Here is a 17,931-nt window from a genome sequence, read left to right as displayed (position 1 = left end):
GTATGGACATCTATCTGGTGGGCGGGGCCGTTCGCGATGAATTGCTGGGCCGGCCCGTGGTCGACCGCGATTGGGTGGTGGTCGGTGCGACGCCGGAGCAGATGCTGGCCGCGGGCTACAAGGCCGTGGGCAAGGATTTCCCCGTGTTCCTGCACGGCGAAACCAAGGAGGAATACGCCCTCGCCCGTACGGAGCGCAAGACCGGCCGTGGCTACCATGGCTTCGCCTTCCACGCGGATCCCTCGGTGACGGTCGAGCAGGATCTCGAACGCCGTGACCTCACGATCAACGCCATCGCGCGGCACCAGGACGGCACGCTGGTAGACCCGTTCGGCGGCGTCGGCGACATCGAATCGCGCACCCTGCGCCATGTATCCGATGCTTTCGCGGAAGATCCCGTGCGGTTGCTGCGCGTGGCGCGTTTCGCCGCGCGCTACGCGCCACTGGGTTTCACGGTGGCGGCGGAAACCATGGCGCTGATGCGGCGCATGGTCGAAGACGGCGAGGTGGACCATCTCGTGCCCGAGCGCGTATGGGCGGAGACACGGAAGGCACTTGCCGAGCCGGCACCCTCCGCCTTCCTTCGCGTGTTGCGCGACAGCGGCGCGTTGCGCGTGCTGTTTCCCGAAGTGGATGCGCTTTACGGTGTGCCGCAACGGCCGGAATTCCATCCGGAGGTCGATACCGGCATCCATGTGGAAATGGTGCTGGACGCCGCCGCAAGACTCGCTCCCGGCGACGCGCTGGTCGGCTGGTGCGCGCTCACGCACGACCTGGGCAAGGCACTCACGCCCGCCGACATGCTGCCGCGCCACATCATGCACGAGCAACGTGGCGTGGAGCCGGTGCGCGCGATGTCGTCGCGTTTGAAGGTGCCGGTCGAGTACGCCTTCATGGCGGAGGTGGTGTGCAAGCATCATCTCAATGCGCACATGGCCCTGGAGTTGAAGCCGGCGACGATCCTGCGCCTGCTGGATACGCTGGGCGCGCTGCGCCGTCCGGAACGGCTGGAGACCTTCCTGCTGGCGTGCATGGCCGACAAGCGTGGCCGGCTGGGAAGCGAAGAAGCCGCGTATCCGCAGGCCGATTTCCTTCGCGCTTGCCGCGCGGCCGCGGCGGCGATCACGTCGCAGCCGTTCGTCGATCGAGGGCTGCAAGGGCCGGCGATCGGCGAGGCGATGAAGAAGGCGCAGGCGCAGGCGATCGCGGGCGTGCCGCGCCCCGCTCCGTAGCCATCGCCGACAAGGTCGGCGCCCACCAAAGCCGGCTTCGCCTCGACCTGGGCTATGCCTCGACCAGGTGGGAGCCGACCCTGTCGGCGATGGGTCCGCGAACACCCGCCATCGCGGCGACAGACCCCGATGAACTACAACCTCGCCCCCTGGTCGGCCGCCATCACCTCGGCGGGCAGCGCCTCGGCATCGACGCCCTTGGCGAACAGCATCACCTGGAATCGCTCTCCCATCTGGTCGGGCATGGTGAGTTTCTTCACCTCCTGCGCCAGCCGGTAGCGTGCCGCCTCGTCGGTCAGCGCCAGGTAGTCGTTCTCGAAGAATTCCTGCATCCCCGCCGCGAGCAGGAATTGCGCCTGTGGCATGTACGCCGCCACGCCGAATCCCGCGCTGTTGCCCGCTTCGGCCAGCGCGGTGAAATCCACCGACGAGGTGAGGTCCTGCAGCCCCGGCATGAAGAATGCGTCGCCATGCATGCGGTGCCGGTAGAACGCGCGCAAGGTGCCGTCCGTGCGCTCGGGCTGATAGAACTCGCCACGCGTATACCCGTAGTCGGCGAACAGCATCGCGCCACGGCGCAGGCTTCCCGCCACGGCCTGCACCCAGAACGGTAGCTGCGGCAGGATCTCGCTGCGGTAACCCGCCTCGAATTCCCGGCCCAGGTCGCGCTCCACGTGGCGTACGGCGGCGCCCACCAGGGCATCGGCAGGGCGGTCGTTGCGGGCGAAGCGGCCCTCCCCGTCGAGGACGACGTGTTCCTCGTAGACCTCGCCATCGCGGGTCGTGAAGCGCGTCGTCGGCAGCGCGTCGATCACTTCGTTGGCGAAGATCACGCCTTCCCATTCGGCCTCGGGCGGGCCGTCGAGCCATTCAGCACGGGCGAACAGCGCGGCGGGAAGCGCGGCTCGCAAGCGCTCGCGCTGGCGTTCGCGCAGGTCGGCGCTCGGCTCCAGGATCATGTAGCGGCGTGGCAGGTGCCCGGCCGCGTCCAGCGCAAGCAAGGCCGCTTCCGCGAAGGCGCCACTGCCACCGCCGAGTTCGAGGAACGCTGCTTCGGGCCCGAGCGAGGCCAGCACCGGCTCGAATCCGCGGACGACACAGCGGGCGAACAACGTGCCGAGCTCCGGCGCCGTGACGAAATCGCCCTCGGCGCCGAACTTGGCCTTGCCCGCGCTGTAGTAACCCAGCCCGGGGGTATACAGGCAACGCTCCATGAAGCGCGAGAAAGGCATGGGGCCGTGGGAAGCGATCTCCTCGCGCAGAAGGCCTGCGAGGTGATCGGAATGGGCGCGCTCGTCGGCGCCTGGTGCGGGGAGATTGACGTTCATGCCATGCGTGTTCGAAGACGAACATGCAGGATAACGGAAGCCCCGCCCAGGCGGCGTCAAGCGATCGGCCGGTGCTTCAGAAATCCTGCTGCAACGACAGGAACAATCCGCGGCGCGGGCCGAACTGGGGCGCACCCACGCCGATGCCGGAACCATCGCGGATCTCGTACGTACGGTCCAGCGCGTTCACCAGCGCCAGCTGCGCATGCGTGGCGCCGGCCGGAGTGAGATGGAAATCGCGCGACACGCTGAGGTTCAGCTGGAAATACGCCGGCAAGGTATCGCCGTTCGGCACGATGCCGTCGCTGCGCAACCCGGAACCGAACAGGTAGTCCGCGCCGATCCGCGTCGAGTCGGCGAAGGCATAGCTGATGCCGCCCGACGAGGTGTATTTCTGATCGTGGTCGAGATGGATGAAGTGGTCCTGGATATAGGCCAGATCGTCCGGGCTGAAGTTGTACTGGCCGGTGATGATGCGCTTGCCGACCGAGCGGTTGTACGAGAAATTGAAATACGCGGTGAGCGCGCCACCGTCGTAGTTGATTGTGAGCTCGTCGCCCTTGACCTTGCCCTGGTCGTAGTTGAAGGTGGAGTAGACCAGGGCGGTGCCGAACTGCCCTTCGTCCTGGATGCGCTGCACGTGGCGTGAGTAGCTGTCGAGGCCCACCGTCCAGGCATCGCCCAGCTTCTGCGAAATGCCGATGTCGTAGTAGCTGGAACGCTCGGCGAGCGGCGTGTCGTTGCCGTTATCCGGCAGCGCATTGGTGGTGCCGGCGAACTTCGCGATCGAGGTCGGGCTGATCATCTCCGACGCCGGCGGCGTGAAGTAACGCGAGAAGCCCGCATGGATCGTGGTGCCGTCCGTGGGCTGATACACCACGCCGACGCGCGGGCTCAGCTGGCTTTCCGTGCGGAAGGCGTCGTAGCGATCGGCGCGAACGCCGTAGTTCACCGTCCACTTCTCGCCGATGCTCCACTCGTCCTGCAGGTACAGGGCATAGGTGCGGGCGATGAGGCGACTGGAGTCGACGATGTTCAGCGGTGTGGTGGAGGTCTGGTTGCCGTCCGCGTCGGCCGGGAACACGAGCGCGTCGTTGGTGGCGGCCGCGCGCTCGAACGAGCCGTAGATGCCATAGCGCAAGGTGTGGCTGTCGCCCAGTGGCGTGGAGAAGTCCGCTTGCAGCGTGCTCGCGCGGTTCGCGCGGCTCACGTCCGAAGCGACGCCATTGAACATCAGGTCGCCGATGTCGTCCGGCGTGAAATCCAGGCTGCTGTAACGCTGCCCCGCCGAGACCTGGTATGCCGTGTCGCCCATCTTGCCCTGCAGGCTCAATACACCGAATCGCGTCTTTTCCTTCTGGCGCTCGTTGAGCTGGGCGGAATCGAAGTTGGTGACGTCGAGATAGCCGAACTGCGGCGTCTGGTCCGGGTTGTTCGGAATCTCGAAACGGTTGTTCGTGGCGCCGAACAGGAAACTGATGCGCGTATCGTTGTTGATCAGGTAGGAGATATCGCCGAACGCCTTCACCTGGTTGGTGTGGTCGTGGATCGGCTTGCGGCTGGAGGTCGGGTTTTCGATGCCGATGTCGTTCTCGAGATAGTTCGCCGTCAGGAACCAGCTCCAGGGGCCGCTGCGGCCGAACAATGTCGCATTCGGATTCAGCGTTCCGAACTGGCCCCCGGTGATGCCGACACTGCCGCCCACGCCGTCTTCCTTGGGCGAACGCGTGGTGATGTCGACGATGGCCGCGGTGCGCTCGCCGTATTGGGCGGGCAAGGCACCCGTGAGCAGCTTCACGTTCTGGATCATGCGCGCGTCGAGGGTCTGGCCGAAGCCGCCGATGCTCTCCGGAATCAGTACGCCGTCGATGCGGTACTGCAGGTTCGCGTGGTCGCCACGCACGTGCAATTGGCCGTAGGAATCCTGGACCACGCCCGGCGCCTGCAGGATCACCTGGTTCAACGGCGTCGAATCACCCAGCGGCAGGGCCTGGATCGTCTGCCGGTCCATGACGTACTGGCTGCTGCCCGTGTCGGGCGACAGGCTATTGCGCGCCTCGTCCAGCCGCGCGGTCACGTCCACTTCGCCCAGATCGGTAGTCTTCGGCGGCGGCCGGTCGTCGGCTGCGAAAGCGGGTGCGGCGGACAGGGCAAGGGCGATGCAGAGCGCGAGGCGAGCAGGGGTCATCGTGGACTTTTCCAAGGATCGAAATGTTATAACGTATCTTCTTGCGGACACGCCGACGGGGAATGGGGCGAGGCGACTGTGACGGGCCTGGCTTTCCGCCAGCTTTCACCGCGCTTCATGATCGACTCACGCCGCCGCGGCGACCATGCCCATCCTGACCCTTGGAGAGACCGATGGCGAAACGCGACGCCACATCGACATCGAAGGAAATCGTCGCGACGAGCGCCGGACGCGCCGACAGCCCCGTCGCCAGGGCCATCCTGGAATTCGTCAGCCGGATTCCCGATAGTGACGTCTCCCCCGCCAGCAAAGGCACGGCTGAAGAAGAAGCGCGCCGGCTGGCGAGCGTGGCCGCCAACAAGGCCGCGGTGACGGCCGGGTCGCTGGCATTGCCGCCGGGTCCGCTGGGATGGCTGACCGTGCTGCCGGAGCTTGTCGCGATCTGGCGCATCCAGGGCCAGCTGGTCAGCGATATCGCCGCCGCCTATGGCAAGACCGCCCGGCTCGGCCGCGAACAGATGCTCTGGTGCCTGTTCCGTCATACGGCCGCGCAGGCCTTCCGCGACGTGGCGATCCGCGTCGGCGACCGCCTGGTCTTCCGCACCGCCGCCACGGGGGTATTGCAACGGCTGGCCGGGCGCATCGGCGTCAGTGTCTCCAAGCGCGCCGTCGGCAAGGGCATCTCGCGCTGGCTGCCCATCGTCGGCGCCCTGGGCGTGGGGGCCTACGCTTATTACGACACCGGACAGGTGGCGCGGACGGCGATCGAACTGTTCAATGGCGAAGTGCATGTCGAGGACGACGGGCATGCTTCGCCGGAAGCGGACGCGTAAGTGATGCCCGGTGACGTGGGCGCCGGTTTGCGGCAAGCTCGCGGGCGCATCTACAGGGAGTCGCGATGAACAAGCAGCCGGTCGTCCTCGTCACGGGAGGCGCGCGCCGCGTCGGCGCCGCCATCGTCCGGCGCCTGCACGCTGCGGGCTGCGTCGTGGCGATCCACTACCGGCGTTCGGCCGGTGAAGCCGACGCGCTGGCGGGTGAGCTCAATGCCGTCCGCGCGGGCAGTGCCGCCACGTTCGCTGCCGCGCTGGAAGACGACGACGCGTTGCCACGCCTCGTCGGCGCCGTGATCGAACGCTTCGGCCGGCTCGACGGACTGGTCAACAACGCTTCCGCGTTCTACCCCACCCCGGTCGGCGCGACCACGCCCGCGCATTGGGACGATCTGTTCGCCGCGAACGCACGCGCGCCCTTCTTCCTCGCACAAGCGGCCACCCCGGCACTGCGTGAGGCAAAGGGAGCGATCGTGAACATCGTCGACATCTATGCCGAGCGCCCGCTCGCCGGGCATGTCGTGTACTCGATGGCGAAGGCTTCGCTGGCGATGCTCACCTTCGCCCTGGCGAAGGACCTCGCACCCGACATCCGCGTCAACGCCGTGGCGCCCGGCGCCATCCTCTGGCCGGAATCCGGCAAACCGGAAGAAGCCGCGGAAACCCTTATCGCGAAGACGCCGCTGGCCCGCAAGGGCGAACCGGCGGACGTGGCCGAAGCCGTCCGCTGGCTGCTGCTCGATGCACGCTACACGACCGGACAGGTCGTGCGCGTGGATGGCGGGCGGGCGCTGACGATCTGAGCGTCAGTTCTTCGGGCGGAACGCCGATTCGAGCAGCGCGCGGTCGAAGCCCTGGCCCGGATCGCCTTCCTGCGTGTAGCGGTACAAGGCCGCGGAATACACGCCATGCATCGCCGCCTGGAACAGGCTGAGGGCGACGAGGCCAACGAGGGCGATGACGCCCACCGCGACCATCAGTGCCACCGATTGCGTGCTGGCCGCCGCGAAGAACAGGATGCCGCTGACGAAGATCAGGCAGAACGTGAGGATGCCACCGGCCAGGCCGATGCCCGCGTTGCCGATCAGGTTCTCACCCCAGGTCTGCTTCAACGCGCCCGCGCTGCGCTTCACCGCATCGACGGGGCCGACGTCCTGCGCGGCGAGCACGGGCACGACGAGGAAGGTGGCCACCGTCCAGCCGAATCCGATCAGGCCGACCACGATGCGGCCGATGAAGCCGAGACGTTCCTGCAAGGCGCGCAGGATCATGCCCACCGTCGCGGCGATCAGGGCGTAGCCGAGGATGTTCGGCAGCTTGCCCATCGCCGTGCGGATGCCGTCGCCGAGGGTCGGATTGCCGCCATCGAGACGGATCAGCGCGGCGGAGGCCAGGGCCACGTTGAAGAAGATGACCACGCTGTACTGCACGAAGTAGAAGAGGAAGCTCACCAGCAGGAACATCGGCGAGACGTGCTGGCGCTGCCCTTCGAAGTCCACCTGGTTGTGCGAGACCAGGGCGATCACGGGCCATGCGAAAGTAGCGATCACCACGAGCGAGGCCAGCCCCGCGAGCAGCGGGAAGAGCATCAATTCCTTGTCCTGCCGGAGGATGTTGGCGCTGGCTTTCATCAGCGCCCAACTGCGTGCGAACTTACCCATTTCCTTGATTCCCCTTGGTCCGATGTGCACGCGTTGTAGCATCTTGCGGGAGTAGTCGCCAGCGCCACCGGCCGGAAATCTGGTGGTAGCCGGCCCTGCCGATACCTGGTGGGAGCCGACCTTGTCGGCGATCCCGCGGCAGCGGGCCAGGTCGCGGCAAGCACCCATCGCCGACAGGGTCGGCTCCCACCGAAAAGCCCGTTTCCGAAAAACGTTTCTTATTTGAGCCGGGCCACGGCTCGCGTGCAGGCTTCATCCACCACCAGCGGCTCGCTCTCCCGTGGAAACGCCGCCCACAATTCGGCCATGGTCCGGCCGTTCACCGGGTGGCGCAGCGCGGGGGCGATATCGGCCATGGGCTTCAGCACGAAGGCGTGGCGCAACTCGCCGCGAGGAATCTCCAGGTGCCCTTCCCCGCGCAGCACGAGGTCGTCGTAGAGCACGATGTCCACGTCGAGGGTGCGACTCGCATAGCGCTCGCCGCCGCGGACACGCCCGTGGCGATCTTCCAGCGCATGCAACCAGTCATTGAGGTCGTCGGGACCGAGGTCGCTGTCGAGCGCGACGGCGAGGTTGAGGAAATCAGGCCCATCGAAGCCGACGGCCGCACTGCGATAGACCGGCGAGACATCGAGCGCGCCGAAGCGATCACGCAGTTCCGCCACCGCGAGGCCGAGCCAGTGTTCCGCATCGATGTTCGAGCCCAGGCTGAGGTAGGCGCGTCCCACGTCAGTGTTTATCCACCGGGCGGATCATTCCGGACGCGTACCGCGTTCGATACGGACACCGACCGCGCGTGCCCCACGCACCGCGCCGGGCTTGGAAAGCTTCAGGCGCACCCAGGCCACGCCGAACTCCTCGCGCACGATCTCCGCACAGCGTTCCGCAAGCGTCTCGACCAGCCCGAAACTCGACGCTTCCACGTAAGCCTGGAGGCGCTTGGAGATCGACTTGTAGTTGAGCGTGTCGGCGATGTCGTCGCTCGCGGCCGGCCGGCGATTGTCGAAGGCCATCTCGAGATCGAACGACAGGGTCTGCCGGATCCGGCGTTCCCAGTCGTAGATGCCGATGACCGCGTCGATGCGCAGGTCTTCGATGAAGACGATATCCATGGGGTCAGGTGCGGCGAAGGGCTTTACAGGGTCCGCGAGGAAGAATGTTTTCGCAAGCACTCAGGCCGCGGGCGGCAGGGTTTCCAGGCTCCAGCGTGGATAGACCTGGATCGTCTCGTCCTGGTGCTGGCCGGCGGCCAGCCGGATCGCCCCGGCCAGGGCGATCATCGCCCCGTTGTCGGTGCAGAACGCCAGGCGCGGGAAATACACCCGGAAGCCGTCCGCCGCCGCGGCCTGCGCCAGTTGTTCGCGCAACCGCTTGTTCGCGCCCACGCCACCGGCGATCACCAGCCGCTTCGCCCCCGTGGCTTCCAGCGCGCGCCGGCACTTGATGGCCAGGGTATCGACGATCGCCTCCTCGAAACCGCGGGCGATGTCCGCCCGCGTCTGCTCGGTTTTGTCCGATGCCTGCCAGGCCAGCAGCACCTGGGTCTTCAGGCCGGAAAAACTGAAATCCAACCCCGGCCGATCGACCATCGGGCGCGAGAAGCGGAAGCGCCCTGGGGTGCCCTGCTCGGCCAGCTTCGCCAGTGCGGGGCCGCCCGGGTAAGGCAGGCCCATGAGCTTGGCTGTCTTGTCGAAGGCCTCGCCCGCGGCGTCGTCGAGGGTATCGCCGAGGATCCGGTATTCGCCGATCGCCTTGACCTCGACCAGCATCGAGTGGCCGCCCGACACCAGCAAGGCCACGAAAGGGGGTTCCGGCGGATCGTCCTCGAGCAGCGGCGCAAGCAAGTGACCCTCCATGTGGTGCACGCCGATGGCGGGCACGCCCAGTGCCCAGGCCATGGCGCGGGCCGCCGAGGCACCGACCAGCAAGGCGCCGACAAGGCCGGGCCCCGCTGTATAGGCCACGCCACCGAGGTCCGCCGGGGTCATCCCAGCCTCCTTCAAGGCCTCCCTGACCAGGGGCAGCAGCTTGCGCACATGGTCCCGGCTGGCCAGTTCAGGCACCACGCCGCCGTATTCGGCATGCAGAGCGATCTGGCTGAAGAGCGCGTGGGAAAGCAGTCCGCGGCCGGGCTTCTCGGGGTCCCAGCGAAGCAGGGCCACGCCGGTCTCGTCGCAGGAGGTTTCGACGCCCAGAACGGGCTTTGAATTTTTCATCTCGATCACGTTATAATCCACGGCTCACCCGGATTCACGGGTCAGTTTAATCAAGTGGAGTTTCCATGCCGAGCGTTAAAGTCCGCGAGAACGAGCCGTTTGAGCTTGCCCTTCGCCGCTTCAAGCGTACGTGCGAGAAGGCTGGCGTGCTGGCCGAAACGCGCAAGCGCGAATTTTACGAAAAGCCGACCCAGGAGCGTAAGCGCAAGCGTGCCGCTGCTGTGAAGCGTCACCTGCGCCGTCTGTCCCGCGACACGACGCGCCGGACCCGCATGTACTGATGTACCGGCCGGTCCTCGTGGCCGGCATGGTAACGCGGTTGGCGCGTTTACGCTGCCCCCGCACTCAGGCGGAAATCCCGAGCCGGCTTTGCCGAAAGGTGAAGCCGGCTTTTCGTCGTCCCGGAGAAAAGACATGAGCCTCAAGGCAAAGATCACCGAAGACATGAAGGCCGCCATGAAGGGCGGGCAAAAGGACCGCCTGGCCGTCATCCGCCTGGTCCAGGCCCAGATCAAGCAGCGCGAGGTCGACGAGCGGATCGAGCTGGACGATACCCAGGTCCTTGCCGTGCTCGAAAAGATGCAGAAGCAGCGCCGTGATTCGATCGAGCAGTACGACAAGGCCGGCCGCACCGACCTGGCCGACATCGAACGCTACGAGATGGGCGTGATCGACGGTTACCTGCCCGCGAAGCTGGGCGAAGCCGAACTGGACGCCATCATCGATGCGGCCATCGCCGAATCCGGTGCCACCACGGCCCGCGACATGGGCAAGGTGGTCGCGCTGATCAAGGAAAAGGCCGCCGGCCGCGCCGACATGGCCGCCGTGGCAGGCAAGGTGAAGGCCAAGCTGGCCTAAGCTGTTTAAGGCGGGAGCCTAAAGTGGGAGCCGACCCTGTCGGCGATGGATGCTTGCCGTAACCTGGCCCGCTGCCGCGGGATCGCCGACAAGGTCGGCTCCCACCAAGTCAGGGCTAGCACCCACTGCCGACTCACCCATTCCGGCTCACCCATTCACGGCTTCGCCACGGCGCTATCAGCATCCTGCGCGGCGCGGCTGGTGGGCCCTCCTCCGGCGCACGAAGGAGGATATCCATGCTCAAGTACGCCATCATCTTCGGCCTTATCGCGCTGGTCACCGGCGCGCTCGGCTTCAGCCGGGTCTCGGGGGTCGCCGCCACCATCGCCAAGGTGTGCTTCGCCATCTTCCTGATCCTGTTCGTGATCGCGATCCTGGCCGTCATCGGCGTCTTCCATCTCGCCTTCTAACGACACGCCGGACTCCATACGGAAGCGGATGCATGGCATCCTAGGGGACTGATGCGTGGCCGTATTCCCGACAATTTCATCGATGAACTGCTGACTCGCGTCGACATCGTCGACGTGATCGAGCGGCGCGTGCCGCTGAAGAAGGCAGGACGGGAATGGACGGCATGCTGCCCCTTCCACAATGAGCGCTCACCGTCGTTCTACGTGAGCCCGCAGAAGCAGTTCTTCCATTGCTTCGGCTGCGGGGCTCACGGCAGCGCGATCAAGTTCATCATGGACTACGACCGTCTCGAGTTCCCCGACGCCATCGAGGAACTCGCCCAGTCGGTGGGCATGAAGGTGCCCTACGAGGGCGCGAGGGACGACAAGCCGCGTGAAGACCGCAGCGACCTCTACTCCCTGCTCGACGACGCCGCCAGCTTCTACCAGCGCGAACTCGACAACAGCGCAGAGGCCCGCGCCTACATCGACCGGCGCGGGCTCGACGACGAGATCGTCAAACGCTTCCGCATCGGCTGGGCGCCCGCCGGTTTCGACGGCGTGTTGAAGGCACTGGGCACGTCCGACCGGCGGCGCCAGCTGCTCAACGAAGCCGGCATGGTCGCCAGCAATGAACGGGGCAATCGCTACGACCGCTTCCGCGAGCGGGTGATGTTTCCCATTCTCGACCGGCGCGGGCGGGTGATCGCCTTCGGCGGACGCGTGCTGTCCTCCGAACAGAGCCCGAAGTACCTCAATTCACCCGAGACGCCCCTGTTCCACAAGGGCCGCGAGTTATTCGCCCTGTGGCAGGTGAAGCAGGCCCACCAGCACCTCACCCGGATCATGGTGGTCGAGGGCTACATGGACGTCATCGCACTGCATCAGGCCGGCCTGCCCATCGCCGTCGCCACGCTCGGTACGGCGACGACACCGGAACACGCCGAAGTACTCTTCCGTGCCGCGCCCGACGTGTATTTCTGTTTCGACGGCGACCGTGCCGGCCGTCAGGCCGCATGGCGCGCACTGGAGTCGATCCTGCCGCGCATGCGCGACGGACGGCAGGCGCACTTCCTGTTCCTGCCCGATGGCGAAGATCCGGACACACTCGTGCGCAAGGAAGGCAAGGACGGCTTCGAGAAACGCATGAAGGAATCCATGCCGATGTCGGAATACTTCTTCGAGGAACTGGCCCGTGACGTGGACGTCACCCGGATCGACGGCCGAGCGCGCCTCGCGGAACGCGCCCGGCCGTTGATCGCCAAGCTGCCCGATGGTGCCTTCCGCGACCTGATGGCCCAGGAACTGGAGCGCCGCACCGGGGCGAAGGCAGTGCTGGAACCCGAGCCGGCGCCTTCACGCGCCACGGCGCCGCGCCCGTCCAACGTACAGCGCAGCCTTGTCCGCAGCGCCATCACCCTGCTTCTCGCCCAGCCTTCGCTGGCCGAAGAGGTGGAGCCGCCCTACCCGTTCCTGCGGCTCGACCGGCCTGGCGTGGGCCTGCTCGCCGAATTGATCGACCTGGCGCGGGCACGGCCCGGCATCAACCCGGCGGTGCTCGTGGAACATTTCATGGACCGCCCCGAATACGCGTCCCTGCAAAAGCTCATGCAGGCCGACCTCGTCGGCGAGGCGGACATGCAGCGCGTGGAATTCCTCGACGCCCTGGCCCAGATGCAGCGCCAGGTCACGACACAACGCCGCGACACCCTGATCGCCCGCAGCCGTGAAGGCGTGCTCGACGACACGGAAAAGGCCGAACTTCGCGTCCTCCTCGCCGCCCGCGCCACGCCCGCTCCGGCGGACCGCGAATGATGCGCCGCATCGTGGGCGTAACGCGATCCGTGGGATCATCCCGGCCTCGTTCCTCCAAGGGACCGGCCCCAGCCGGATTCGCGCGCTACTGATGGACCTGCTCAACGACCTCGTCGATTTCTTCGGAAGGAACGGATACCTCGCCGTCTTCTTCGCCCTGATGCTCTGCGGGGCAGGCATCCCCTTGCCCGAGGACATCACCCTTGTGGCCGGCGGCATCATCACCGGCCTGGGCTACGGCGACGTCCATACGATGGTCGGCGTGGGCATGGCCGGCGTGCTCGTGGGCGACTCCACGATGTTCCTGCTCGGCCGTCACTTCGGCGGGCGGATCATGAGCTGGCGCCTCGTCGCGCGCCTGCTCACGCCGGAGCGCTATGCCAAGGTGCAGGAGAAATTCGAGCGCTACGGCAACCGCATGATGTTCGTCGCCCGCTTCCTTCCCGGCATGCGCACCGCGGTGTTCATCACCGCCGGGGCGACGCACCGGGTCGGATTCTTCCGCTTCCTGCTGCTGGACGGCCTCGCCGCGGCCATCAGCGTGCCGCTGTGGGTCTACCTGGGATATTTCGGCGCGCACAACCACGAGTGGTTGGCGATGTGGATCCATCGCGGGCAAACCGGCGTATGGCTGGCGATCGCCGCCGCGCTGGTCGTGCTGGGCGTCATCTGGTGGCGCCGCAAGAAGGCCACGCGGGACTGCTGAGCTTCATGCACTGTCCATGCGACCGCCGATAGCGTGACCGGGTGGGAAGCCGCTTCAGCGGCGATGGGTGCTTGCCGTAACCTGGCCCGCTACCGCGGGATCGCCGACAAGGTCGGCTCCCACAGGTGAAGCGCGGCTCCCACCGGTTTTGGCCGGCCTCAGGCGGCTGTCGCGATCTCGCCGAACAGCCAGTCGCGGAAGACCGTGGTTTCCACGCGGGGCTCGGCGTCGCGCGAGACCGCGAGGTAATACGTGTGATGCAGGGACAACGCCAGGTGGAACGGAGCGACCAGGCGGCCCGCGGCCAGGTCGTACGCCACCAGCAGTTCCTGTGCCAGCGCCACGCCCTGGCCCTCGATGGCCGCCTGGAGCATCATCGTGCCGTCGCTGAAACCCATCTCGCGCGACACCGGCCCCGGTTCGACACCGGCGCGCTCGAACCACTGGTCCCATCCCGTCGCCGCCGCGGCACGCCGGCCCGGGCGTTCGTGCAGGAGCATCTGCGCGGGCAAGTCCGCGGGCCCACGCACCTGTTCGGCGAGCGCCGGTGCACATACGGGCGTGTAGCCGCTCACCACGAGGATCGACTGCCCGGCGGCCTCGTTTACGCGATCGTCGATGGCCAGGTCCCAGCCGCCGTCGTCGCTGCCATCGGTCACCACTTCCACGGCGATGTCCGGATGCCGGGCGAAGAAGCGGAACAACCTCGGCACCAGCCATTTCGTACCGAAGGTGGGTGGCACGGAGACGCGCAAGGAAGCATTGCGCTGCCCCATCACCTGGTCCGTGGCATGTTGCAGCGCACGAAAAGCGTCGCGGATACGCGGGAAATAATTTTCTCCCGCCGTCGTCAGCGAGAGTCGATTGTTGCTTCGCACAAAGAGTGGCGTGCCGAGGTAAGACTCCAGCAATTTGACTTGCGCACTCACCGCCGCGGCGGTCAGCGAGAGTTCCTCGCCCGCCTTGGTGAAGCTCATATGCTGCGCTGCAAGCTCGAACACGCGCACGGCATGGAGGGGTAATGAGCGCTTCATTGCGGACTCGTTCAAAAAAACTTGGGGAACCCCCGAAGAATTTCTAGTTTGCCTGCCCCGGCGGCCGACGCCAAGAATCCATGGCGCTTTCGATCGGACCCTCGATGAACATCCTCACCGTCGACACCGGAACCACCAACACCCGCGTCACCGTCTGGCACGACGGCGCCGTGGCCGGACAGGCCGCCCGGCAGGTCGGCGTGCGCGATACCGCCATCACGGGAAGCACGGCGAAACTCGAGGAAGGCGTTCGCGAAACGATCGCCGAAGCCCTCGCGGCGGCGAACATCGAGAAGGCCGACATCGGCCGCGCCATCGCCTCCGGCATGATCACCTCGAACGTCGGGCTCTGCGAAATCCCCCACGTGGTCGCCGCCGCCGGCATCGACGATCTCGCCGCCGCCATGCGCGAGAGCCTCATCGCCAACGTGTGGCACGAGCCGATCTGGTTCGTGCCCGGCGTGCGCAACGCGGTGGACCACATCGGCCTGCACAACTGCGAGGCGATGGACATGATGCGCGGCGAGGAAGTGGAATCCTTCGCCCTGGTCGAGCGGCTGAACCTCGACGAGCCCACGGTCATCGTCTTGCCCGGCTCCCATTCGAAGTTCGTCAGCATCGACGCGAAGCGCCGCATCGACGGTTGCGTCACGACGCTGGCGGGTGAACTGCTGCACGTGATATCGCACGACACCATCCTCGCCGGTTCGCTGAAGGAAGGCTTCGCCAGGCGCATCGACCCGGAGATGCTGCTGGCCGGTGCCGCTTCGGCGAAGAAGATCGGCCTGGGCCGTGCCTGTTTCAGCGTGCGCATCCTCGACCAGTTCGCGGTGTACGACGCCAATGCGCGCGCCAACTTCCTGCTCGGCGCGGTGCTCGGTTCGGACCTGCTCACCCTCAAGAATTCCAGCGCGATCCGGATGAGTCCGGGCACGCGTTTCGTCGTCAGCGGCAAGCCGATCCTGCGCGAGGCGATCGGGCGGCTGGTCGAGGGCGACGATTTCTTCTCCGGCACGGTCACCGTGCTGGGCGACGACGAGCAACGCGACCTCGCGGGGTACGGCGCCATCGCCGTCGCCCGCCGCCGCGGACTGGTCGACTGACAACACGGCCCATGGCCATCCGAATCACCCGAGGAGGGAACGCATGAAGACGAAGATCGCCCTGGGCCTCCGCGCCCTCGCCCTGGCGCTGGCCGTGACCGCCGCGCCCGCTTTCGCCGCCGACGATCCGGTGAAGATCGGCTTCGTGGTGAAGCAGCCCGAGGAACCCTGGTTCCAGGACGAATGGAAGTACGCCGAACAGGCGGCGAAGGAGAAGGGCTTCACCCTGGTGAAGATCGGTGCGCCGGACGGCGGCCAGGTGCTGACCGCCATCGATAACCTGAAGTCGCAGCACGCCCAGGGCTTCATCATCTGCACGCCCGACGTGAAGCTCGGACCCTCGATCGTGGCCAAGGCCAGGATCGACAAGCTCAAGTTGATGACGGTGGACGACCGCCTCGTCGACGGCTCCGGCAAGCCGATCGAATCGGTGCCGCACATGGGCATCTCGGCGTCGAAGATCGGCGAGCAGGTCGGTGAAGCGATCGCCGCGGAGATGAAGAAGCGTGGCTGGAAGCCGGAAGAAACCGGTGCCCTGCGCATCTCCTACGACCAGCTGCCGACGGCGAAGGAACGCACCGACGGCGCCATCGCCGCGCTCACCGCGGCCGGTTTCCCGAAGGCCAACGTCGTCAACGCGCCGCAGGCGAAGACCGATACCGAGAACGCCTTCAACGCGGCGAATATCGCCATCACGCAGAACCCCAAGTACAAGCACTGGATCGCCTTCGGCCTCAACGACGAAGCCGTGCTCGGTGCCGTGCGCGCGGCGGAAGGCCGCAACTTCCGTGCCGACAACATGATCGGCGTGGGTATCGGTGGCAGCAAGTCGGCGCTCAACGAATTCGCCAAGGCACAGCCGACGGGCTTTTTCGGCAGCGTGCTGATCAGCCCGAAGCGCCACGGCTATGAGACCTCGGTGAACATGTACGAGTGGATCAAGAACGGCAAGACACCGCCGCAGCTCACCTTCACCACCGGCCAGCTCATCACCCGCGCCAACGCCGCGGAGATCCGCAAGGACATGGGGCTTTGACGATGACGGATGCCCCGCGCCTCGAGTTCCGCCACATCGGGAAGACCTTCCCCGGCGTGCGCGCGCTCAGCGATGTCGGCTTCGCCGTGCGCGCCGGCAGCGTGCACGGCCTGCTCGGCGAAAACGGCGCGGGCAAGTCGACCATGATGAAGATCCTCGGCGGGGAGTACATCCCCGACGAGGGGGAAGTCGCGATCGACGGACACGTGCAGCACTTCCGCAAGGCCGCCGATGCCATCGACGCGGGCGTGGCGGTGATCCACCAGGAACTCCAGTACGTGTCGGAGCTTTCGGTCATGGAGAACCTCCTGCTCGGCCGCCTGCCCACGCGCTTCGGCCTGGTCGATCGCCGCCGTGCGCTGGCCTGGACCCGCGAGCGCCTCGAGGCGCTCGGCGTGGACCTCGATCCCCGCGCGAAGCTGAAGCAGCTTTCCATCGGCCAGCGGCAGATGGTGGAGATCGTCAAGGCGATCCTGCGCGACGCGAAGATCCTCGCCCTGGACGAACCCACCAGCTCGTTGTCGCATCGCGAGACCGACGTACTCTTCCGCCTCGTGCGCGACCTTCGCGCGCAAGGCAAGGCGATGATCTACATCTCGCACCGCCTCGACGAGATCTTCGAACTCTGCGATGCCGCGACGATCTTTCGCGACGGGCGCAAGGTCGCCGATTTCGACACGCTGGAGGGCGTCACCCGCGATGCTCTCGTGCAGCGCATGGTCGGCCGCGAGATCAGCGACATCTTCGGCTACCAGCCGCGCGAGCACCGCGACGTGCGCCTCTCGGTGAAGAACGTGACCGGCCGTGCGGTGCCGCTGCCGGTGAGCTTCGAGGTGCGTGCCGGCGAAATCGTCGGCTTCTTCGGCCTCGTCGGCGCCGGCCGCTCCGAGGTCATGCGCGTGGTCTACGGGGCCGACCGCCGCACCGCCGGAGACGTCCGCGTGGATGGACAGAGCATCAAGGGCTCGCACATCCGCGACGCCATCCGGCACGGCCTTGGTGTTCTGCCCGGAAGACCGCAAGGAAGACGGCATCATCGGCGTGCGCTCGGTGTCGGAGAACATCAACATCAGCGCGCGGCGAAACCATCTGACCGCCGGCCTCTTCGTCAACGACCGTCACGAAGCCAGGACCGCCGACAGCTATATCGAGCGCCTGCGCATCCGCACTCCGCACCGCCGGCAGGAAATCCGCCTGCTGTCCGGCGGCAACCAGCAGAAAGCGGTGCTCTCGCGCTGGCTGGCCGAGAAGGACCTGCGCGTGCTGATCGTCGACGAGCCCACCCGCGGCATCGACGTCGGCGCGAAGAACGAGATCTACAACGTGCTCTATGAACTGGCGGCGCGTGGCGTGGCCGTGGTGATGATCTCCAGCGAGTTGCCCGAGGTACTCGGGGTCTCCGACCGTGTCGTCACCATGTGCCGTGGCCGCATCACCGCCCAGTTCGACCGCGCCTCGGCGAACGAACAGAACGTCCTCGCCGCCGCCCTGCCCGAAAGCGCGGGATCCACCCCGATAAGGAACGCCTGACC

General features: G+C 66.6%; 18 protein-coding genes and 1 pseudogene. 12 read left to right on the top strand and 7 right to left on the bottom strand.

Going from position 1 to position 17,931, the window contains the following annotated elements; all coding sequences use genetic code 11:
• Nucleotides 1-2 precede the first annotated feature (2 nt).
• Nucleotides 3-1,232, top strand: a complete 1,230-nt coding sequence (locus tag QFZ41_RS11925; protein ID WP_429198974.1) for a multifunctional CCA addition/repair protein — start codon at nt 3-5, stop codon at nt 1,230-1,232.
• Nucleotides 1,233-1,366: 134 nt separating this feature from the next.
• On the opposite strand, the gene QFZ41_RS11920 is transcribed toward QFZ41_RS11925, so the two are convergent.
• Nucleotides 1,367-2,560 (bottom strand): class I SAM-dependent methyltransferase, encoded by a 1,194-nt coding sequence (locus tag QFZ41_RS11920; RefSeq protein WP_429198973.1) that lies wholly within the window; start codon nt 2,558-2,560, stop codon nt 1,367-1,369.
• Between the two features lie 76 nt (nt 2,561-2,636).
• Complete coding sequence (locus QFZ41_RS11915) at nt 2,637-4,748, bottom strand: TonB-dependent receptor (protein WP_429198972.1); 2,112 nt, start codon at nt 4,746-4,748, stop codon at nt 2,637-2,639.
• Between the two features lie 173 nt (nt 4,749-4,921).
• Here QFZ41_RS11915 and QFZ41_RS11910 point away from each other — a divergent pair, with 173 nt between their 5' ends.
• Nucleotides 4,922-5,581, top strand: a complete 660-nt coding sequence (locus QFZ41_RS11910) for a hypothetical protein (RefSeq protein ID WP_429198971.1) — start codon at nt 4,922-4,924, stop codon at nt 5,579-5,581.
• 65 nt (nt 5,582-5,646) lie between these two features.
• A complete protein-coding gene (locus QFZ41_RS11905) occupies nt 5,647-6,384 on the top strand; it encodes a pteridine reductase (protein ID WP_429198970.1) in 738 nt (245 codons plus the stop codon).
• A gap of 3 nt (nt 6,385-6,387) precedes the next feature.
• Here the strand turns inward: QFZ41_RS11905 and QFZ41_RS11900 are convergent, their stop codons facing one another.
• From QFZ41_RS11900 to tsaD, 4 genes are all read right to left on the bottom strand, one after another.
• Nucleotides 6,388-7,242 carry a DUF6159 family protein gene (locus tag QFZ41_RS11900; protein WP_429198969.1) on the bottom strand — a complete coding sequence of 285 codons (855 nt, stop codon included), beginning with the start codon at nt 7,240-7,242 and terminating at the stop codon, nt 6,388-6,390.
• A gap of 218 nt (nt 7,243-7,460) precedes the next feature.
• The gene (folK, locus tag QFZ41_RS11895) at nt 7,461-7,970 is read right to left on the bottom strand and encodes a 2-amino-4-hydroxy-6-hydroxymethyldihydropteridine diphosphokinase (protein ID WP_429198968.1); all 510 of its coding nucleotides are present in this window, start codon (nt 7,968-7,970) and stop codon (nt 7,461-7,463) included.
• 24 nt (nt 7,971-7,994) lie between these two features.
• Nucleotides 7,995-8,354 (bottom strand): dihydroneopterin aldolase, encoded by a 360-nt coding sequence (gene folB, locus QFZ41_RS11890; protein WP_371022420.1) that lies wholly within the window; start codon nt 8,352-8,354, stop codon nt 7,995-7,997.
• A gap of 60 nt (nt 8,355-8,414) precedes the next feature.
• Nucleotides 8,415-9,458: a tRNA (adenosine(37)-N6)-threonylcarbamoyltransferase complex transferase subunit TsaD gene (gene tsaD / locus QFZ41_RS11885; RefSeq protein ID WP_429198967.1), complete on the bottom strand. Its 1,044-nt coding sequence runs from the start codon at nt 9,456-9,458 to the stop codon at nt 8,415-8,417.
• 65 nt (nt 9,459-9,523) lie between these two features.
• On the opposite strand from tsaD, the gene rpsU reads away from it, so the two are divergent.
• The 5 genes from rpsU to QFZ41_RS11860 all read left to right on the top strand — a co-directional run bounded on the left by rpsU (nt 9,524) and on the right by QFZ41_RS11860 (nt 13,226).
• On the top strand, nt 9,524-9,739 hold the full coding sequence (rpsU, locus tag QFZ41_RS11880; RefSeq protein WP_029213735.1) for a 30S ribosomal protein S21: 216 nt from the start codon (nt 9,524-9,526) through the stop codon (nt 9,737-9,739).
• A gap of 133 nt (nt 9,740-9,872) precedes the next feature.
• Nucleotides 9,873-10,316, top strand: coding sequence for a GatB/YqeY domain-containing protein (locus QFZ41_RS11875; RefSeq protein WP_429198966.1), 444 nt, complete (start codon nt 9,873-9,875; stop codon nt 10,314-10,316).
• Between the two features lie 236 nt (nt 10,317-10,552).
• Nucleotides 10,553-10,726: a DUF1328 domain-containing protein gene (locus tag QFZ41_RS11870; protein ID WP_429198965.1), complete on the top strand. Its 174-nt coding sequence runs from the start codon at nt 10,553-10,555 to the stop codon at nt 10,724-10,726.
• 51 nt (nt 10,727-10,777) lie between these two features.
• Nucleotides 10,778-12,520: a DNA primase gene (dnaG, locus tag QFZ41_RS11865; protein ID WP_429198964.1), complete on the top strand. Its 1,743-nt coding sequence runs from the start codon at nt 10,778-10,780 to the stop codon at nt 12,518-12,520.
• A 91-nt stretch (nt 12,521-12,611) separates the two neighbouring features.
• Nucleotides 12,612-13,226, top strand: a complete 615-nt coding sequence (locus tag QFZ41_RS11860) for a DedA family protein (RefSeq protein WP_371022415.1) — start codon at nt 12,612-12,614, stop codon at nt 13,224-13,226.
• A 158-nt stretch (nt 13,227-13,384) separates the two neighbouring features.
• Here the strand turns inward: QFZ41_RS11860 and QFZ41_RS11855 are convergent, their stop codons facing one another.
• Complete coding sequence (locus QFZ41_RS11855; protein ID WP_429198963.1) at nt 13,385-14,260, bottom strand: LysR substrate-binding domain-containing protein; 876 nt, start codon at nt 14,258-14,260, stop codon at nt 13,385-13,387.
• Nucleotides 14,261-14,364: 104 nt separating this feature from the next.
• On the opposite strand from QFZ41_RS11855, the gene QFZ41_RS11850 reads away from it, so the two are divergent.
• The 4 genes and pseudogenes from QFZ41_RS11850 (at nt 14,365) to QFZ41_RS11835 (ending at nt 17,929) form a co-directional block, all read left to right on the top strand.
• Nucleotides 14,365-15,363: a 2-dehydro-3-deoxygalactonokinase gene (locus QFZ41_RS11850; RefSeq protein ID WP_429198962.1), complete on the top strand. Its 999-nt coding sequence runs from the start codon at nt 14,365-14,367 to the stop codon at nt 15,361-15,363.
• Nucleotides 15,364-15,406: 43 nt separating this feature from the next.
• Nucleotides 15,407-16,399, top strand: a complete 993-nt coding sequence (locus QFZ41_RS11845; protein ID WP_429198961.1) for an arabinose ABC transporter substrate-binding protein — start codon at nt 15,407-15,409, stop codon at nt 16,397-16,399.
• A 2-nt stretch (nt 16,400-16,401) separates the two neighbouring features.
• Nucleotides 16,402-17,376: pseudogene (locus tag QFZ41_RS11840) on the top strand (ATP-binding cassette domain-containing protein); the annotation flags it as partial.
• A gap of 64 nt (nt 17,377-17,440) precedes the next feature.
• Complete coding sequence (locus QFZ41_RS11835) at nt 17,441-17,929, top strand: ATP-binding cassette domain-containing protein (RefSeq protein WP_429198960.1); 489 nt, start codon at nt 17,441-17,443, stop codon at nt 17,927-17,929.
• Nucleotides 17,930-17,931 lie beyond the last annotated feature (2 nt).

The sequence above is a fragment of the Luteibacter sp. W1I16 genome (assembly GCF_050434905.1).
In the GTDB taxonomy this organism is placed as follows: domain Bacteria; phylum Pseudomonadota; class Gammaproteobacteria; order Xanthomonadales; family Rhodanobacteraceae; genus Luteibacter.
This window is presented reverse-complemented; position numbering and strand designations above follow the sequence as displayed.